This window comes from Nocardioides sp. AN3 (genome assembly GCF_054653495.1).
The window spans coordinates 68082-83375 of sequence record NZ_BAAIGC010000001.1 but is presented as its reverse complement, the minus strand read 5'-3'; the positions used below and the strand labels follow the sequence as shown (position 1 = coordinate 83375).

The following is a 15294-nucleotide window of genomic DNA, read 5'->3' as shown; positions in this document are numbered from 1 at the left end:
GCACTACCCCGACGGACAGACGCCGATCACCTGGTCAGCGAGGCCACCCAGGCGGGGACGACCGTGCCTGCGGGTCCGTGCCGGTGCTCGTCGAAGAGGACCGTCCCCTGGGAGGGCTCGAGGTTGAGCTCGAGGGTGCGGGCGCCGTACGCACGAGCGGACTGCACGAACCCCGCCGCCGGGTAGACGGCCCCGCTCGTGCCGATCGAGACGAACAGGTCCGCGCGCCGGAGGGCCGCCTCGATGTGGTCCATCTCGTAGGGGAACTCGCCGAACCAGACGATGTCGGGTCGCATCGCCTGATCGCCGCAGCCGGGGCAGGCCGGCTGGTCGAGGAGCGCGGCCTCCCAGCGGAACCGGCCCTCGCAGGCCAGGCACCAGGCGCTCAGCAGCTCGCCGTGCATGTGCACGACGCTGCGCGATCCGGCCCGCTCGTGCAGGTCGTCGACGTTCTGGGTGACGACCAGGACGTCGTGCTCCGAGTGCTGTTCGAGCTCGGCGAGCGCCAGATGAGCCGGGTTGGGCTCGACGGTCCCCAGATGGGCGCGCCGCGCGTCGTAGAACCGCTGCACCGTCTCGGGGTCGCGCTCGAACGCCTCGGGCGTGGCCACGTCCTCGACCCGATGCCCCTCCCAGAGGCCGTCCTCCGCCCGGAAGGTCGGCACCCCGCTCTCCGCGGAGATCCCCGCACCGGTCAGAACCACGATGTTCACGCGGTCGAGGGTACGGGCCGGGTCGTGGACGGTTCGTCGAGGTAGGAAGCCCGGCCGTCAGACCGCGATCGCCGCCAGCGCCTCGCGAAGCCGGCCGGGGATCGGGACGGACGTGCGGGTGTCACGGTCGACGAACACGTGCACGACGTGCCCGTGGGCGGCCGCCTCGTCAGACTCTTCGGTGAAGATCGCGATGCCGTAGGTGACCGAGCGGTTGCCGAGCCGGTCGACGCGCAGACCAGCCCGCAGCCGCTGGGGGTAGGCCACCGACGCGTGGTAGTGGCACCCCGACTCGACCACCACGCCGATCACCGGCGAGCTCTCGATTGCGAGGCCGCCGTGCTCGATGAGGTAGGCGTTCGCGACCGTGTCGAAGTAGCTGTAGTAGGTGACGTTGTTGACGTGGCCGTAGACGTCGTTGTCCCTCCACCGTGTGGTCAGCTGTGCGTGATGGGGATAGTCGAGGTACGCCGGCCGGCCCGGCGCACCGCCGGCGGAGCCGGTCACCAGCACCTCAGCGCCGCACGGAAGATGGTGTCGAGCTCGGCCTCCTGCACCGGGCTCGGGGCGTTGTCGAGCAGACGGCGCTGAGGGGCGGCGCCCTTCACCAGGTCGGGGACGTCCTCGAGCGTGTAGCCGACTCCCCGGAGGCCGTTGGGTGCCCCGATATCGCGCATCAGGTCGGCCATCGTCTCGGCGAGGACGTCGCCCGCCTCGGCGGGTCGGACGCCCGCGACCTCGCCCCCGAGCAGCCGGGCCGCCTCGAGGTGGCGGAACGGTGCCGTCGGCGCGAGGGCCCGGAACGCCGCGGGGGCGCTGACGGCGACCGCGAATCCGTGCGGGACCAAGGCAGCGTCGGGTGGGTAGCCCGCCGGGCGGTAGGTGCCCCCGATGTCATGCAGCCGGCCGGCGACGGCGTAGGCCATCGCGTGCGGCACGTGCACGCCCGCGTTGCCGAAGGCGATCCCGGCGAGGGTGGCCGCCCACATCATCCGGTGCCGCGCCTCCTCGTCACGCGGGTCGCGGACCGCGCGGCGCAGGAAGCGGCCGATCAGCTCGATCGCCTCGCGCGCGCCGAGGTCGCTCCACGGGTTGGCGCCCTGGCTCGCCGGCCGGCTCGTCGCCGGGCTCGAGGCGGGTCGCGCCGTGTAGGGCCGCGCCGTCAGCGACTCCACCGCGTGACAGAGCACGTCCAGCCCGCTGCTGGCCACCACGTCGGCCGGCAGCGACGCCGTCGTGCGCGGGTCGACGACCGCCTCGGTCGGCCGGAGCCGAGCGCTCGAGACGCCGGTCTTCGCGTGAGCGCTGAGCAGGTCGAAGATCGCGATCCCCGTGACCTCGCTGCCGGTGCCGCTGGTCGTCGGACACGCCACGTGCGGCTTCAGCGGGCCTGGGACGGGCCGACCCGCCCCGAGCGGGGCGTTCACGTAGTCGAGGAGGTCGCCGGGATGGGTGGCGAGGAGGTTGGCGAGCTTGGCGGTGTCGATCACCGAGCCACCGCCGAGGGAGACGAACCCATCGACATCCGACTCACGCGCGAAGGCCACGGCCTCGCCGATGGACGCATCGGTCGGCTCGACGAGGACGCCGTCGAAGACGACCACCTCGAGATGGCGCCGGCGCAGGGCGGCGAGCACGTCGTCGTACCACTCGGTGGCCCTGAGCCGCGCGTCGGTGAACAGCGCGACCCGGCCCCCGTCCCTCAGGTGGCCGGCCACGCGGTCACCGACCTCGTGCAGCGAGCCGGCGCCGAAGGTGACCCGCGAGGAGTCGACGGTGAAGGCCGACTCGAGGTCGACGTGCTGCACCTTGTCCTGGGCGTGGGCGTGGGCGTGGGCGTGGGCATGAGGGAAGTGAGGGCACATCGTGGCGCCATGCAACCACAGGTACGTCGGGGTCGGCGCCGACGCCTATGATCCGGTGCTATGGAGGGCGTGTCGGAGCGACCCGTCACCGTCGACGCGGTCGCGAGGCGGGCCCTCGCCACGCTCGTCGCACTGCCGGGGGTGCACCGCGCAGGTCTGGCGCTGACCGAGGGCGCCGGGCGCCGGCTGCGCTTCACCGCCTCCGACCGTGACGGAGACGTCGTCGACTGGTGCTACATCGACGCCTACGACGACGTTCCGCTCACGGCGGTCGTGCGGTCGGGTCGTCCGATCGCCGGCACACTCAAGGAGCTCGACGAGCGCTTCCCCGACTTCGTCGGCCGACAGGACGGCACCGCGACGGTTGCGCTCATCGCGCAGCCGCTCGCACACCTGGACAGCCTCGTCGGCGGAGTCGTCGTCTACGTCGACGACGCCGCGGGCTTCCAGCCGCAGCTGCAGACGGCGGTCCTCGATGTCGCCGCCGCCGCTGCTGAGGACCTCCTCCGGGCACGACCCCGAGCGCGCCCTGCCAGCGAGCAGGGCGAGGCCGGCTCGGGTGACACCGGTGTCGGGGACTCCGGTGTCGTGACCGGTCTCCGCATCGAGGGCGCCACGGGAGTCGGCCTTGCGCGCCGACACCTCCGCGAGATGCTGCGCCAACAGGCGGTCGACGAGGACACGATCGACGACGCCGCGCTCTGCCTCTCGGAGATCACCACCAACGCCGTCCTGCACACGGGGGCGGCGTCGTACGTGCAGGTGAGCGTCGACGAGGACGAGATCCGCGTCGCCGTGCGCGACGAGGGCAGTCCCCTCGGCCACCAGCCCGGCCTACTCGACCCCGACGAGGCGCTGCCCGTCGCCGGCCGAGGTCTCCAGATCGTCGAGGCGCTGAGCAGCCGCTGGGGCTCGGAGCCCGACGACGACGGCACCACGGTCTGGTTCGTGCTCGAGCTGCGGACCGGCTGAGCGACTCCGGTCAGGCGCGACCGTCCAGCGCGTCGCGCGCCAGCTCCAGATAGATCGGCACCGACTCCCCGGCGGTGTCGAAGCCCGTGCCGGACGGACCGCCGGCGCGCTGGCGGTGGTCGATGCCGGCAGCGATCACCCCGACCTTGAAGTAGGCCAGGGCGAGATGACGCTCCCAGTGCTCCAGGGGCACGCCACCGGCGGCCTGGTACGCCGCAGCGAGCGCCGCCACGTCCGGCAGTCGGTCGCTGGTCCACGCGCTCGGCTCGCCGACGATGAGGTCGAAGACGGGGTGTCGGTAGGCGCACATCATGGCCACGTCGGCCACGGGGTCACCGATCGTGGACAGCTCCCAGTCGACGACCGCCGTCACGCGCGGCTCAGCGCCGGCGAGGTCGAGGATGGTGTTGTCGATGCGGAAGTCCCCGTGGACGACTCCGGTGCTGCGCTGCTCGGGAAGGCCCTCGCCCAGCCGGGTGGCGACCTCAGTCGCCAGGGGCCGCAGCTCCTCGGCGCCGACGAGGTCCCACTGTCCCGACCAGCGCTTGAGCTGCCGCTCGGCGTAGGCGTCCGGGCGACCGAACCGCTCCAGCCCGACGGCGACATGGTCGACGCGGTGCAGCCGGGCGAGCGTGTCGACGAGAGCGCGCAGCGTCGCTGCGAGCGTCGCGTCGTCGAGCTCCTCGAGCGAGCGGCGGGTCTGGATCGTGCGGCCCGAGACGAAGTCGGCGATCGCGAACGGGCCGCCGAGAAGGGCGTCGTCCTCGCACAGCACGACCGCGCGAGCCACCGGCACGTCGGTCGCACCGAGCGCGGCGGTCACGCGGTACTCACGGGCGACGTCGTGTGCCGACGGCGTGCGGCCGGCGCGTGGTGGCGTCCGCATCACCCACCGTGCGTCCCCATCGGTCAGTCGGAACGTCAGGTTCGAGCGACCGCCGGCGATCAGCTCCGCCGACAGGGAGCCGACGTCGACGCCGGCCTCGCGCATCACCGCCGCGATGCCGTCGAGCTCCTCCGCGGAAAGGGCGGTCGCCTTCGTGGCGTCGGTCGGGTCGGTCGCGTCGGTCGCGTCCGTCACGTCCCTCACGCCGCTCACCGGCCGAGCTCTCGGACCGCACGCTTGGCGATCGCCCAGCGGTGCACCTCGGAGGGGCCGTCGTAGATGCGGAAGGGGCGCAGCTCGCGAGCGATCTTGGCCACGGGCAGGTCGCTGGAGACCCCGAGGCCGCCACAGAGCTGGGTGGCCCGGTCCACGACCCGGCCGAGCGCCTCGGCGGCGAACGTCTTCGCGATCGAGGTCGCCTTCGAGGCCCGGCCGCCGGCGTCCAGCTCCGCGCAGGCCTCGCGCAGCAGCGCCCGGGTGGCCGCCAGGTCGATCTCGTTGTCGGCGATGAGCTGCTGCGCCATGCCGAGGTCGGCGAGGCGAGAGCCGAAGAGCTGCCGGTCGGCGGCGTACCCGACCGCGACCTCGTGGGCACGACGGGCCGCGCCGGTCCACCGCATGACGTGCGTCATCCGGGCGGGCCCGAGGCGCACCTGCGCGTAGCGGAAGCCCTCGTCGACCGCTCCCAGCACGTCCTCGTCGGGGACGAAGACGTCGGTGAAGGCCATCTCACAGTGACCGCCGAGCATCGACTTGTCCATCGTGTTCAGGTGCCGGACCACCTTGATCCCGTCGCGGTCGGCCGGCGCCAGGAACATCGTGGCGCCGCCGCTCTGGCCCGGCTCGCCGCTCGTGCGGGCCATGATGATGAAGCAGCCGGCTCCGTCGGCGCCGGTGATGAAGTACTTGCGGCCGTTGATCAGCCAGCCGCCGTCGACCTTCTCGGCGCGCGTCGTCAGCGCCGCCGGGTCCGCGCCGGCGCCGGGGGCGGGCTCGGTCATCGCGAAGGCCGAGCGCCACTCCCCTCGCACCAGCGGCGCCAGGTAGCGCTCACGCTGGGCGCCGACGGCGACATGGTCGAGGAGGTGGACGTTGCCCTCGTCGGGGGCGTTGATGTTGAGGGCGACCGGCCCGAAGAGCGAGTAGCCGGCCTCCTCGAAGACGGGCGCCCGCTCCGACATCGACAGGCCGAGACCGCCGTACTCGGTGGGCCCGTGCGGCGTCAGGAGTCCGGCGCTCCGTGCGGAGGCCTGCAGGCGCTCGCGGAGCACCTCGCCGCCGGCGGCGTCGATGTTGCCGTCGAATTCGTCGTCGACCGGCAGGACCTCCGCCCGGACGAGCTCTCGAGTCGCTGTCACCAGCGCGTCGACGTCTGCCACCGTACCTCCTCTTTTAGACCGATCAGTCGCTCGGTCAGGGTGCCAGCACAGCGGCGCCGGGTCAAGATCGGCCGAGCGCAACGAGGGGTCAGACCGTGCGCGGTGCTCCGACGAGGTCGCGCAGCAAGATCGTGTGGCGCGCGACCAGCTCATCGGGACCGAGCGCCCCGTCCGCGCGATACCAGGAGGCCACGCCGACGCACAGGGTCGCGACCGCCCGCGCGGCGTCGACGGGGTACGGCGTGGTGAACACGCCCTGAGCACGCCCGTCCTCCACGACGTCCGTCACCAGGCGCTGCACCTGGTCGCGCAGGGCGACGCACCGCGCCCGGTTCTCGGGTTCGAGGCTCCGCAGCTCCGTCGAGGCGACGAACGCCTCGGCTCTACGGAACATGTGGAAGCGGAGCAGACACTCGACGACCGCGTCGAACCGTGCGGACGGGTCGTCGCCAGCGGATTCCAGAGAAGACCGGCAGCGGGCGAGCAGGTCCTCGAGGACCGTCTCCATCAGCGTCGCCAGGATCTCCTGCTTGGAGCGGTGATGGTGGTAGAGCCCGGGCACCGACAGGCCGGCCCGTGCACCGATGTCGCGGATGCTCGTCCCCTCGTAGCCCTCCTCCGCGAACGCCTCCAACGCGGCAGCCAGGACGCGGGGCAGCGACGAAGCCTCATACGTGCGCCACGACGCTGCGGAAGCCATGGTCACGCAGGGTATCGGGCTGCCGACCGACCCTTCGCGGGCGCTCTGGCGCTGCGCTCGGCGGCCATCGTCTTGGAGGCTCCGCTCGATCGAGCCGGTGCGCACGCACGTCGGCAAGTTCCTCAGGGTTGCCTCTGGTGACGGCCCCTTCGGGCATCGCAGGGCGAGGGCGACTACGGACCCAGCAGCGCCAACGGGACCACGGCCACGCCGTCGGGCCGCCGGTAGGCCAGCTTGCCGGTGTTGACGAGGACACGGTCAGCAACCCGGTCGCCGATCTGGGCGTGCAGCCAGTTGAGATGGCGGACGTCCTTGTCGCTGACCGACTCGCTGAGCTTCACCTCGATGGCGACGACTCGGCGGTCCTCCCCTTCGACGATCAGGTCGATCTCGTGGTCGGTCTCCTTGGTGCGGAGATGGCCCACGTGCGCGGACGCCGCCGCGGCGTAGACCCTGACGCTCTGCGCAACCAGCGACTCATACAGCGCGCCCAGCCACGTCCCGCTGGTCGCTGCGACCCGATCGCCAGTCCCCTGCAGCAGACCCGCCCTGCCGACGCCGACGAGGCGCGCAGCGAGCGCGGGATCGACCAGATGGTGCTTGGGTGACAGCGTGAGCCGCTTGAGCGGGTTGAACGTCGGCACCCAGGCGGGGATCGGGTCGAGGACGTAGATTCGGCTGAGATGCTCACGATAGTTGTCGACCGTGGCGCGGGAAGGCTTGTCGGTCATCCCCCCGGTGGCGGCATCGAGGATCTTGGAGTAGGCCGCGTCGGTCGAGGTCGCCGCCGCATAGGCCGCCAACCAGCCGCGGAGAGCGTGCGGACGGCGCACGTGGAAGCCGTTCTCCGGCAGCTCCCTCTCGACGATGCGGGAGAGGTAGCTGTCGAGCTGGATGGTGCGCGCCCGTTCCGGGAGATCACGTAGGCCCGGGAAACCAGAGGCCAGGATCTCCTCGACATACGCGGAGAGGTCGATGTCAGTGCGACCAGAGATCGCCGGCTTGCTCCCCGTGAGCAGCTGCGCCAGGGACACCGTCGGCCCAGCGATTCCGCGTTCGGCCATCGAGAGGGGGCGCATGATGAGGCTGACGATGCGCCCTGCGCCGGAGTGGACGCGCACACCAGGCGCGACGCCGGCAGATCCTGCAAGGAGAAACCGGCCCCCTCGGGCGTCCTCATCGACAGCCCTGCGGACCCGATCCCACACGGCCGGTGCGAGCTGCCACTCATCGATCAGCACCGGCGACTCGACTTTCGTCACGTAGTCGAGGTCGGCGTCGACGATCTCGCGCTGTCCCGCAAGATCTAGCAAGATCGACGTCCGGGCCCGCTGCAGTGCGGTAGCGGTCTTGCCGACGCCCTTGGCGCCTTCCAGTGCGATGGCGGCCAGATGAGGGAAGAGCTCGTCCAACACTGAGTCGACGACCCTGCGGCGGTAGCGCATATGGCCTAACCTAGCAGATGGACACCCTCCTATTAGGCATTTGGACGCTGACAAACTGGGCACTTCGACGCGGGCTGACGAGTCACCCCGACGGACACCCACGAGCGATTCTCACCTCACGCCGGCAGCGCGAGATTCCGCCGGCGCAGCGCGACGGCGCCCGCCGCGGCCACCAGGACACTGGTCAGGCACAGACCCACGACCGGTCCGTAGCTGATCGCGACGGCGGGCGCGTTCGGCACATGGGTGAACGGCGAGAGGTCGAGGAGCCAGGTCGGCAGGCCGAGCGACGGGCCGAACATCGGACCGACCACGACGGAGAGCACGACGAGCAGCCAGGACAGGCCGACCGACCACCGCGGCAGCAGCATGAGCAGCGCGACGACGGTCGCTCCGAGCACGGCGATGGCGGGCAGCTGGACGAGTGCGGCGCCGACCAGATCGCGCAGCAGTGAGGCGGTCCCACCGACGGCCTGGCCGCCGGTGACGCCCATGGCGAGCGCGAAGACGAGCATCAGCAGGATGGCGCCGACCAGCGCGTTGACGGCGTACGCCGCCAGCCAGCGCAACCGGGAGACGGCCGTGCCGAGCACGGGCTCGAGGGTGCCGTCGGACTCGTCGTGATGGAGCCTGAGCATCAGCGTGACGACGTAGATGGAGACGGCCATGCCCGCGATCTGCAGCATCGAGGCCCAGTAGGCGCCGAGGAGGTCCGCGTTGCCACCGAAGGCCTCGTACCACTCGGTGGCGGCCCCCTTCAGGCCCTCGATGCGGTCAGCCAGCGCCCCGAAGACCAGCCCGAAGCCGAGCAGTCCGACCGCCCATCCCAGCAGCGTGCCGCGTTGCAGGCGCCAGACCAGACCCGTGGGACTGAGCAGAGCCGAGCTCGCGCGGGCCGCACCTCGACGCTCCGGCCACAAGCCGCGGCCCACGTCACGTCTGTCCACGAGGACGACGGCGCCGCCGAACAGGAGGGCCGTCGACACCACGGCCACGCCCAGCGGCCACCACAGGTCGTCGGCGAACGGACGCATCTGCTGTCCCCAGCCGATCGGGGAGAGCCACGTCGGCCACGCGCTGCCGACCCGAAGGGCGGCGGAGTCGACCGTCCCGAGCATGTTGCCCAGCGCCGAGAGCAGGAACGCAGCCCCGAGGGCGGCGCTCGCGAGACCCGTCGCGCCACGGGTGGTGGACGCCAGCTGGCACGTGAGGGCCGCGACGCCGGTGAACACGACGCCCACCAGCGCGATCGACGTGCCCGCCACGACGGACCCGACCACAGGCTGGCCGGTGGCTGCCATGGCGACGGCGAGCGCCAGGGCCAGGGCGACGTCGGCCGCAAGGGCGACCACCACCGCGGCCGTCAGTGACGCATAGCGCCCGACGACTCCGGCGGCGAGCGTCTCCTCGCGACCGAGCTCTTCGGCCTGGCGGGTGTGGCGGACCACCGCCAACACGCTCATCATCGCCGCGAGGACCGCCAGGGTGAGGCCGTCGCGATGCATGGTGTAGCCGCCGACGCTGGCGCCCGTCACCAGGCCGAGCACCCTCATGCCGGGGTTCTCCACCACGACCTGGGTGTCAGGCCGCAGCAGCTCGGGGTGCGCGGTGTAGGTGCTCTCGAACAGGGCCGTCGTCGCAGCGAGGAACGCCGCCATGCCGAGGATCCACGCCGGCAGCATCACCCGGTCGCGGCGGAGCGCGAGCCGGACAAGCCGGAGCGTGCCGCTGAAGCCGCTCACCGCACCCTCACCACCTCGTCATCCCGGTCGGGCGACGAGGCTGAGAGGTCCTCGCCGTAGTGGCGCAGGAACAGCTCCTCCAAGGTCGGCGGTGAGGTGGTCATCGACCGCACCTCCAGGCGGACCAGGTGCTCGAGCACCTGGTTCAGCTCGCCGGGCTCGACGCTGAACTCCGCATGACCGTCGGCCACGCGGGCGTCATGGACGCCGGGCCACGCGGCGACGGCCGGCATCGGCTTGACCGTGTCGACCACCACCGACGTTCGGGTGAGGTGCCGCAGCTCCTCGAAGGTGCCCGACTCCGCAGCCCGGCCGGCGCGGATGATCGTGACGCGATCGCACAGCGCCTCCACCTCGGAGAGGATGTGGCTGGACAGCAGGATGCTGCGTCCCGCAGCCCGCAGCTCCTGCACGACATCCTGGAAGACCGCCTCCATCAGCGGGTCCAAGCCCGACGTGGGCTCATCCAGCAGGTAGAGCTCGACAGCCGAGGAGAACGCCGCCACCAGGGCGACCTTCTGCCGGTTGCCCTTGGAATAGGCGCGGATCTTCTTGGTCGGGTCGAGCTGGAAGCGCTCGAGCAGCTCGGCCCGACGAGCCTCGTCGAGTCCCCCGCGCAGGTCGCCGAGCAGGTCGATCACCTCACCGCCGGTGAGGTTCGGCCACAGGTTCACCTCGCCGGGCACGTAGGCCAGACGTCGGTGCAACGCCACGGCGTCGCGCCACGGGTCACCGCCCAGCAGGACCACGCGCCCCGCATCGGCCCGCAGCAAGCCGAGCAGGACCCGGATCGTCGTGGTCTTCCCCGCGCCGTTGGGGCCGAGGAAGCCGTGCACCTCCCCCGTCTCCACCTCGAGGTCGAGATGGTCGAGGGCTCGCGTCCCGTGTCCGAAGTCCTTGACGAGCCCGGAGACCTCGATGGCCCTCATCGACACCCACCTCCTCGGCGACGCCTCACACGTCGACGCCTCCACGGTGTCCTCGTCCGCGGGTCGATGACAGGGGCGCAAGCGAGCCACCCGAGGGACGAAGGCCCCTTCCCCACCGGGACCGACGGACGTGCGCGAGGCGTCCGCACCCGCGACCGACCCGCCCGCGTGAGCGCGTCGCGGAGTGCGTCGCGGAGTGCGTCGCGGAGTGCGTCAGCGGGAGCTACGGCGGCCGATCAGCAGACCCACGACGAGCGCCAGGACCACGACACCCACCGCCGCGGCCCGCTTGGCCAGAGCGGCGCCCGCCACGCTCATCAGATCCAGCGGCTCCGCCTCGGTCACCGGCGCGCGGGGTGGCGTCGAGGCCGCGGCGGCAGCCCCACCGATCGGTCTCGCCTCCCCGCTCGCCGCGGGCGTCCCTCCTACTCGCATCTCGGGCGCCGCGGCCTGAGGCGCGGAGTCGGCCTGAAGTGCCGCGCTGAGGTTCACCGCGAACTGGTCGAGGATCTTCCCGCCGACATCGTTGACGAGACCCCGGCCGAACTGGGCCGGTCGCCCCGTCAGTGCGAGATCGGTGACCACATCGGCCCTTGTGTGCGGCCCGTCCGGACTCAGCGTGCAGCTGATGGCTGCCTGTGCGGTCCCCGCACCACGCGCATCCTTGCCGGCCGCCTCGATGACGATGCGGTGGTCCGCCTCGTTCCGCTCAGTGAACGTGCCTTGGCCCTTGTAGGCCATCTGGATCGAGCCGATCTTCACCTTCACCTGCCCGGTGAAGGTGTCGTCGCCATGATCACCCAATGACGCGCCCGGCAGAGCCGGCACGATGCGCTCGAGGTCGAGCAGGACGCGCCAGGCCTCGTCGATCGGCACGGGGACGGTGAAGGAGTGCTTCAGCTGCATGTCAGAACTTCCTCCGTCAGGTTGCTCAACGGGTGAGGCCGGCGGCGTCGAGCATCGACCAGACGCGGGTCGGGCTCAGTGGGATGGCAACGACCTGGGCAGCGATCTCGGGCACGGCGGCGGCGACGGCGTTGGCGATTGCGGCAGGCGGCGGGATGGTCCCGCTCTCCCCGATGCCCTTGAACCCGCCGGGGGTGAGCTCGCTGGGTGTGACGATGTGGTCGAGCACGAGGTCGGGGACGTCCTCGGAGATCGGCACGATGTAGTCGAGGTACGTCGTCGCCGTCGGCTGGCCGTCCGGTGAGAACGTCGACTCCTCCAGCAGCGCGGCGCCGATGCCCATCGCGACTCCGCCGATGATCTGCCCGTCGCCGACGAGGGGGTTGACGACCACTCCCGAGTCATGGACGACCCAGTAGTCCTCGATGTCGACCTTGCCCGTGTCGAGGTCGACGGCGACCTGCGCCGCGTGGGTGGCGTATCCGAAGGTGATGCTGGCCGGGTCGTACTCCACCGTCTCCTCGAGCCGGATCACGTCGTCGGCGCGCCGTCGCCAGCCCATCCAGCCGCGGTGGGCGACCTCGCGCCAGGCGATGGTGGTCCCGGCTGCGCTGCGGAACTCCCCCTCGGAGAAGGTGACGTCCTCCGGCGACGCCTCCAGGTAGGCGGAGGCGAGGGCGTGCATCCGCTCGCGCAGCGTCGCAGCGGCCTTCCACAGCGCGCCACCCGCGAGAGCCAGCCCGCGGCTCGCCTGCGAGCCCATGTTCGAGTACGGCGAAGTGAGGGTGTCGCCGAGCTGGACGCGCACCCACTCCAGAGGTACGCCGAGCCTCTCGGCGGCCACCTGGGCGAGCGAGGTCTCGATGCCCTGCCCGATCGACGTGGCTCCGGAGAAGACCGTCACCGTGCCGTCCTCGTTGACCCGGATGGTGCTGGTCTCGTAGCCGCTCCAGTGGATGTGGTAGAGCTCCAGCAGAGCGCTCGGCGCGAAGCCGGTGATCTCCACCATGGAGGAGTAGCCGATGCCGCGGCGCACCCGATCCTTGCTCGGCCGCGCACCGGCGGATGCCAGCGCGACGGCACGGTCGAGCACCCGGGGGTAGTCGCCGTTGTCATAGGGCACCTGGGTGTTGGTGACGTGCGGCAGCTGGTCGGGCTGGATCATGTTGCGCCGGCGCAGCTCGACGGGATCCGTGCCGAGCTCCCGCGCCGCTTCGTCGACCAGTCGCTCGCGGATGAACGTCGCCTCCTGCATGCCGTAGCCGCGGAACGCGCCCGTGGGGACGGCGTTGGTGTACCAGGCGGTGACGGTCGAGGCGGCGATGTCGAACCGGTACGGCCCCTCGAGCATCAGCCCGGCGACCTGGAACGGGCCGGTGCCTCCGGTCGTGGTGCTGGTGAAGGCGCCCACGTCACCGTGCATGTCCGCGTGGATCACGAGGAACCGCCCGTCGGCGTCGAGGCCGAGCCTCGCGCGGGTGACCTGTCCGCGGCCCTGATAGCTCGCGGTCAGGGCCTCCACACGGTCCTCGATCCACTTGACGGTGCGTCCGAGCCGCATCGCCGCGAGACACACCATCGCCTCGTCGGGGAACAGCGAGGTCTTCTGCCCGAAGGCACCGCCCACGTCGGCGGCGACCACGCGGACCTGGTCCTGGCGCAGACGCAGCACGCACGCCAGCTCCTGCCGGACCGCATGCGGAACCTGCGTGCTGCTGTGCACGCTCAGCTGCTGGGTCGCCTCCACCCATTCGGCGACCAGGCCGCGAGGCTCCAGGGGGCTGTGGCTGATGCGCGGCACCGTGAAGGTCCGGTCGACGACGTGTGCCGCGCCGGCGAAGACGTCCTCGAGCAGCTCCTGCGGCGGGCCGAACTGGAAGGAGCCGACCTGGTTGCTGCCGAGCGAGGGGTAGACCAGCGCGGCGTCCTCGGCGCGAGCGGCGTCCAGGCCGATCACGGCCGGTCGGTCGTCGTACTCGACGTCGATCAGCTCCAACGCATCCTCCGCGAGGGCCCGCGAGGACGCGACCACCACGGCGATGGGCTGGCCGACGTACCGGATCGCCCGGTCGACGATCGGCACGTGGGTCAGCTGCTGGCCCCACAGGAGCCAGCTTGACGCAACCGGGTCGGTCAGTGCGGCGATCTCGTCGGGCCCCAGGACAAGGACGACGCCCTCCAGGGCCTCGGCCTGAGTGGTGTCGAAGGCCGTGACCTGGCCGGCCGCGATCGGGCTGCGGACGACGGCGGCATGGAGGACGCCGGCTTCGCTGACGTCGTCGGCGTACCGGCCCTTGCCGCGCAGAAGCCGCTCGTCCTGGACCCGCGGAACGCGAGCGCCGATCAGTGACTCGGCGGCCGTGGCGGGAGGGGCCTCGGCGGCGGGGGTCTCGGTGGTGGTCATGCGCGGGCTCCCTTCTCGCTCCAGCACTGTCGGATCGCTGCCCGGATGCCGACGTAGCCGGTGCAGCGGCAGACGTGGCCGCCGAGCACCTCCGTCTCCGTCTCCTCAGCGCTGCTGCCGCGGCGTTCGGCTGCCGCGACGCTCATCAAGATGCCCGGGGTGCAGAACCCGCACTGCAGGCCGTGCTGGTCACGCATGGCACGCTGGAAGCCGGACAGCTCCTCTCCCTGGGCCAGCGACTCGACCGTCTCGATGTTGCGACCATCGGCCTGGACGGCGAGCATCAGGCACGACCGCATCGGCTCGCCGTCGACGAGCACGGTGCAGGCCCCGCACACCCCTTGCTCACACCCGACGTGCGTGCCGGTGAGACCAGCCCCGTGGCGCAGGTGGTCGCTGAGCAGCGTGCGGACGGGCACGTCCACCTCGTGCGCGGAGCCGTTGAGCGTCATCCGGATGACGCGGGACTGCTCGGTCATGCCGCCACCTCCATCAGGTCGTGCGCGAGCGTGCGGACCAGCCTGCGCAGCAGGGAGCGTCGGAACGCCGCCGTGCCGTGCTGGTCGTCCGGGGGATCGGTCTCGTCCGTGGCAGCCGTCGCGGCCGCCTCGATGCCGGCCGCGGTCGAGGCGCCGGTGAGCGCCGCCTCCAAGGCGCCCAACCGCAGCGGGCGGTCGGCCACTCCTGCCGCGGCGGCCCGAGCTGCCGTGATGGCCGAGCCGTCACGCTGGACGCCGAGACACAGGCCCACGAAGGGGAAGTCGCCGTGGCGGCGTGCGACCTCGTCGTAGACGAAGCGCAGCGCCGGGTCACGAGGAAACTCCACCGCCACCAGGAGCTCGTCCGGCTGCCGAGCAGTCATGAAGACCGACTCGAAGAAGTCGGCCGCCTCGACTCGCCGCTCGCCTCTGGCCGACCGCAGACACAGCACGGCTCCGAGGGCCACCGCCACGCAGGGCAGCTCCGCCGCCGGGTCAGCGTGACAGAGAGTGCCACCGACAGTGGTGCGGTTGCGGATCTGCGGATGAGCCACGAACCCGATGGCCTGGGCGATCACCGGCAAGGCGTCTCGCACGTCCGGGTCACGCTCCAGCCGGGCGAGTCGGACACCGGCACCGACGACGATGCGGTCGGGCTGGACGTCGATGGTGTCCAGATCCTGCACGCGGCCGAGGTCGACCAGCACGTCGGGTCTGGCCAGGCGCATGTTCAGCAGGGGCAGCAGGCTCTGGCCGCCGGCCAGCACGGACGCGTCGTCACGGAACTCGGCCAGAAGGCCGATCACCTCGGCAACGGTCTCAGGACTTCGGTAGTCGAACTTCGGAGGCTTCATCTGCGCTTCCTTCCGGTGTG

Annotated in this window: 14 protein-coding genes; 1 reads left to right on the top strand and 13 read right to left on the bottom strand. The window is 71.6% G+C overall.

Annotation, left to right across the window (positions count from 1 at the left end):
• Positions 1-26: 26 nt before the first annotated feature.
• Genes ACYQ1K_RS00375 through ACYQ1K_RS00365 form a run of 3 tightly spaced genes read right to left on the bottom strand, consistent with a single transcriptional unit; the run spans position 27 to position 2578 of the window.
• Positions 27-713: an NAD-dependent deacylase gene (locus ACYQ1K_RS00375; protein WP_459980389.1), complete on the bottom strand. Its 687-nt coding sequence runs from the start codon at positions 711-713 to the stop codon at positions 27-29.
• A 57-nt stretch (positions 714-770) separates the two neighbouring features.
• Positions 771-1220, bottom strand: a complete 450-nt coding sequence (locus ACYQ1K_RS00370; protein WP_459980388.1) for an acyl-CoA thioesterase — start codon at positions 1218-1220, stop codon at positions 771-773.
• Positions 1217-2578: a hydroxyacid-oxoacid transhydrogenase gene (locus tag ACYQ1K_RS00365; protein ID WP_459980387.1), complete on the bottom strand. Its 1362-nt coding sequence runs from the start codon at positions 2576-2578 to the stop codon at positions 1217-1219. The genes ACYQ1K_RS00370 and ACYQ1K_RS00365 overlap by 4 nt, the downstream gene beginning before the upstream one ends.
• 69 nt (positions 2579-2647) lie before the next feature.
• Here ACYQ1K_RS00365 and ACYQ1K_RS00360 point away from each other — a divergent pair, with 69 nt between their 5' ends.
• Entirely contained in the window at positions 2648-3550 is a 903-nt protein-coding gene (locus tag ACYQ1K_RS00360; protein ID WP_459980386.1) for an ATP-binding protein, read from the top strand.
• Positions 3551-3560: 10 nt separating this feature from the next.
• Here the strand turns inward: ACYQ1K_RS00360 and ACYQ1K_RS00355 are convergent, their stop codons facing one another.
• From ACYQ1K_RS00355 to ACYQ1K_RS00310, 10 genes are all read right to left on the bottom strand, one after another.
• A complete protein-coding gene (locus ACYQ1K_RS00355) occupies positions 3561-4640 on the bottom strand; it encodes a phosphotransferase family protein (RefSeq protein WP_459980385.1) in 1080 nt (359 codons plus the stop codon).
• A 5-nt stretch (positions 4641-4645) separates the two neighbouring features.
• Positions 4646-5815: an acyl-CoA dehydrogenase family protein gene (locus ACYQ1K_RS00350; protein ID WP_459980384.1), complete on the bottom strand. Its 1170-nt coding sequence runs from the start codon at positions 5813-5815 to the stop codon at positions 4646-4648.
• Positions 5816-5903: 88 nt separating this feature from the next.
• Positions 5904-6515: a TetR/AcrR family transcriptional regulator gene (locus ACYQ1K_RS00345; RefSeq protein WP_459980383.1), complete on the bottom strand. Its 612-nt coding sequence runs from the start codon at positions 6513-6515 to the stop codon at positions 5904-5906.
• A gap of 173 nt (positions 6516-6688) precedes the next feature.
• On the bottom strand, positions 6689-7960 hold the full coding sequence (locus ACYQ1K_RS00340) for an ATP-binding protein (protein ID WP_459980382.1): 1272 nt from the start codon (positions 7958-7960) through the stop codon (positions 6689-6691).
• A gap of 116 nt (positions 7961-8076) precedes the next feature.
• The gene (locus tag ACYQ1K_RS00335) at positions 8077-9702 is read right to left on the bottom strand and encodes an ABC transporter permease (RefSeq protein WP_459980381.1); all 1626 of its coding nucleotides are present in this window, start codon (positions 9700-9702) and stop codon (positions 8077-8079) included.
• Positions 9699-10631: an ABC transporter ATP-binding protein gene (locus ACYQ1K_RS00330; RefSeq protein ID WP_459980380.1), complete on the bottom strand. Its 933-nt coding sequence runs from the start codon at positions 10629-10631 to the stop codon at positions 9699-9701. Before ACYQ1K_RS00330 ends, ACYQ1K_RS00335 begins: the two co-directional genes overlap by 4 nt.
• Before the next feature lie 213 nt (positions 10632-10844).
• On the bottom strand, positions 10845-11537 hold the full coding sequence (locus ACYQ1K_RS00325; RefSeq protein ID WP_459980379.1) for an SRPBCC family protein: 693 nt from the start codon (positions 11535-11537) through the stop codon (positions 10845-10847).
• A gap of 25 nt (positions 11538-11562) precedes the next feature.
• A complete protein-coding gene (locus tag ACYQ1K_RS00320) occupies positions 11563-13941 on the bottom strand; it encodes a xanthine dehydrogenase family protein molybdopterin-binding subunit (RefSeq protein WP_459980378.1) in 2379 nt (792 codons plus the stop codon).
• Positions 13938-14420 (bottom strand): (2Fe-2S)-binding protein, encoded by a 483-nt coding sequence (locus ACYQ1K_RS00315; protein ID WP_459980376.1) that lies wholly within the window; start codon positions 14418-14420, stop codon positions 13938-13940. The genes ACYQ1K_RS00320 and ACYQ1K_RS00315 overlap by 4 nt, the downstream gene beginning before the upstream one ends.
• Positions 14417-15274 carry an FAD binding domain-containing protein gene (locus ACYQ1K_RS00310; RefSeq protein WP_459980375.1) on the bottom strand — a complete coding sequence of 286 codons (858 nt, stop codon included), beginning with the start codon at positions 15272-15274 and terminating at the stop codon, positions 14417-14419. The genes ACYQ1K_RS00315 and ACYQ1K_RS00310 overlap by 4 nt, the downstream gene beginning before the upstream one ends.
• Positions 15275-15294: the final 20 nt, after the last annotated feature.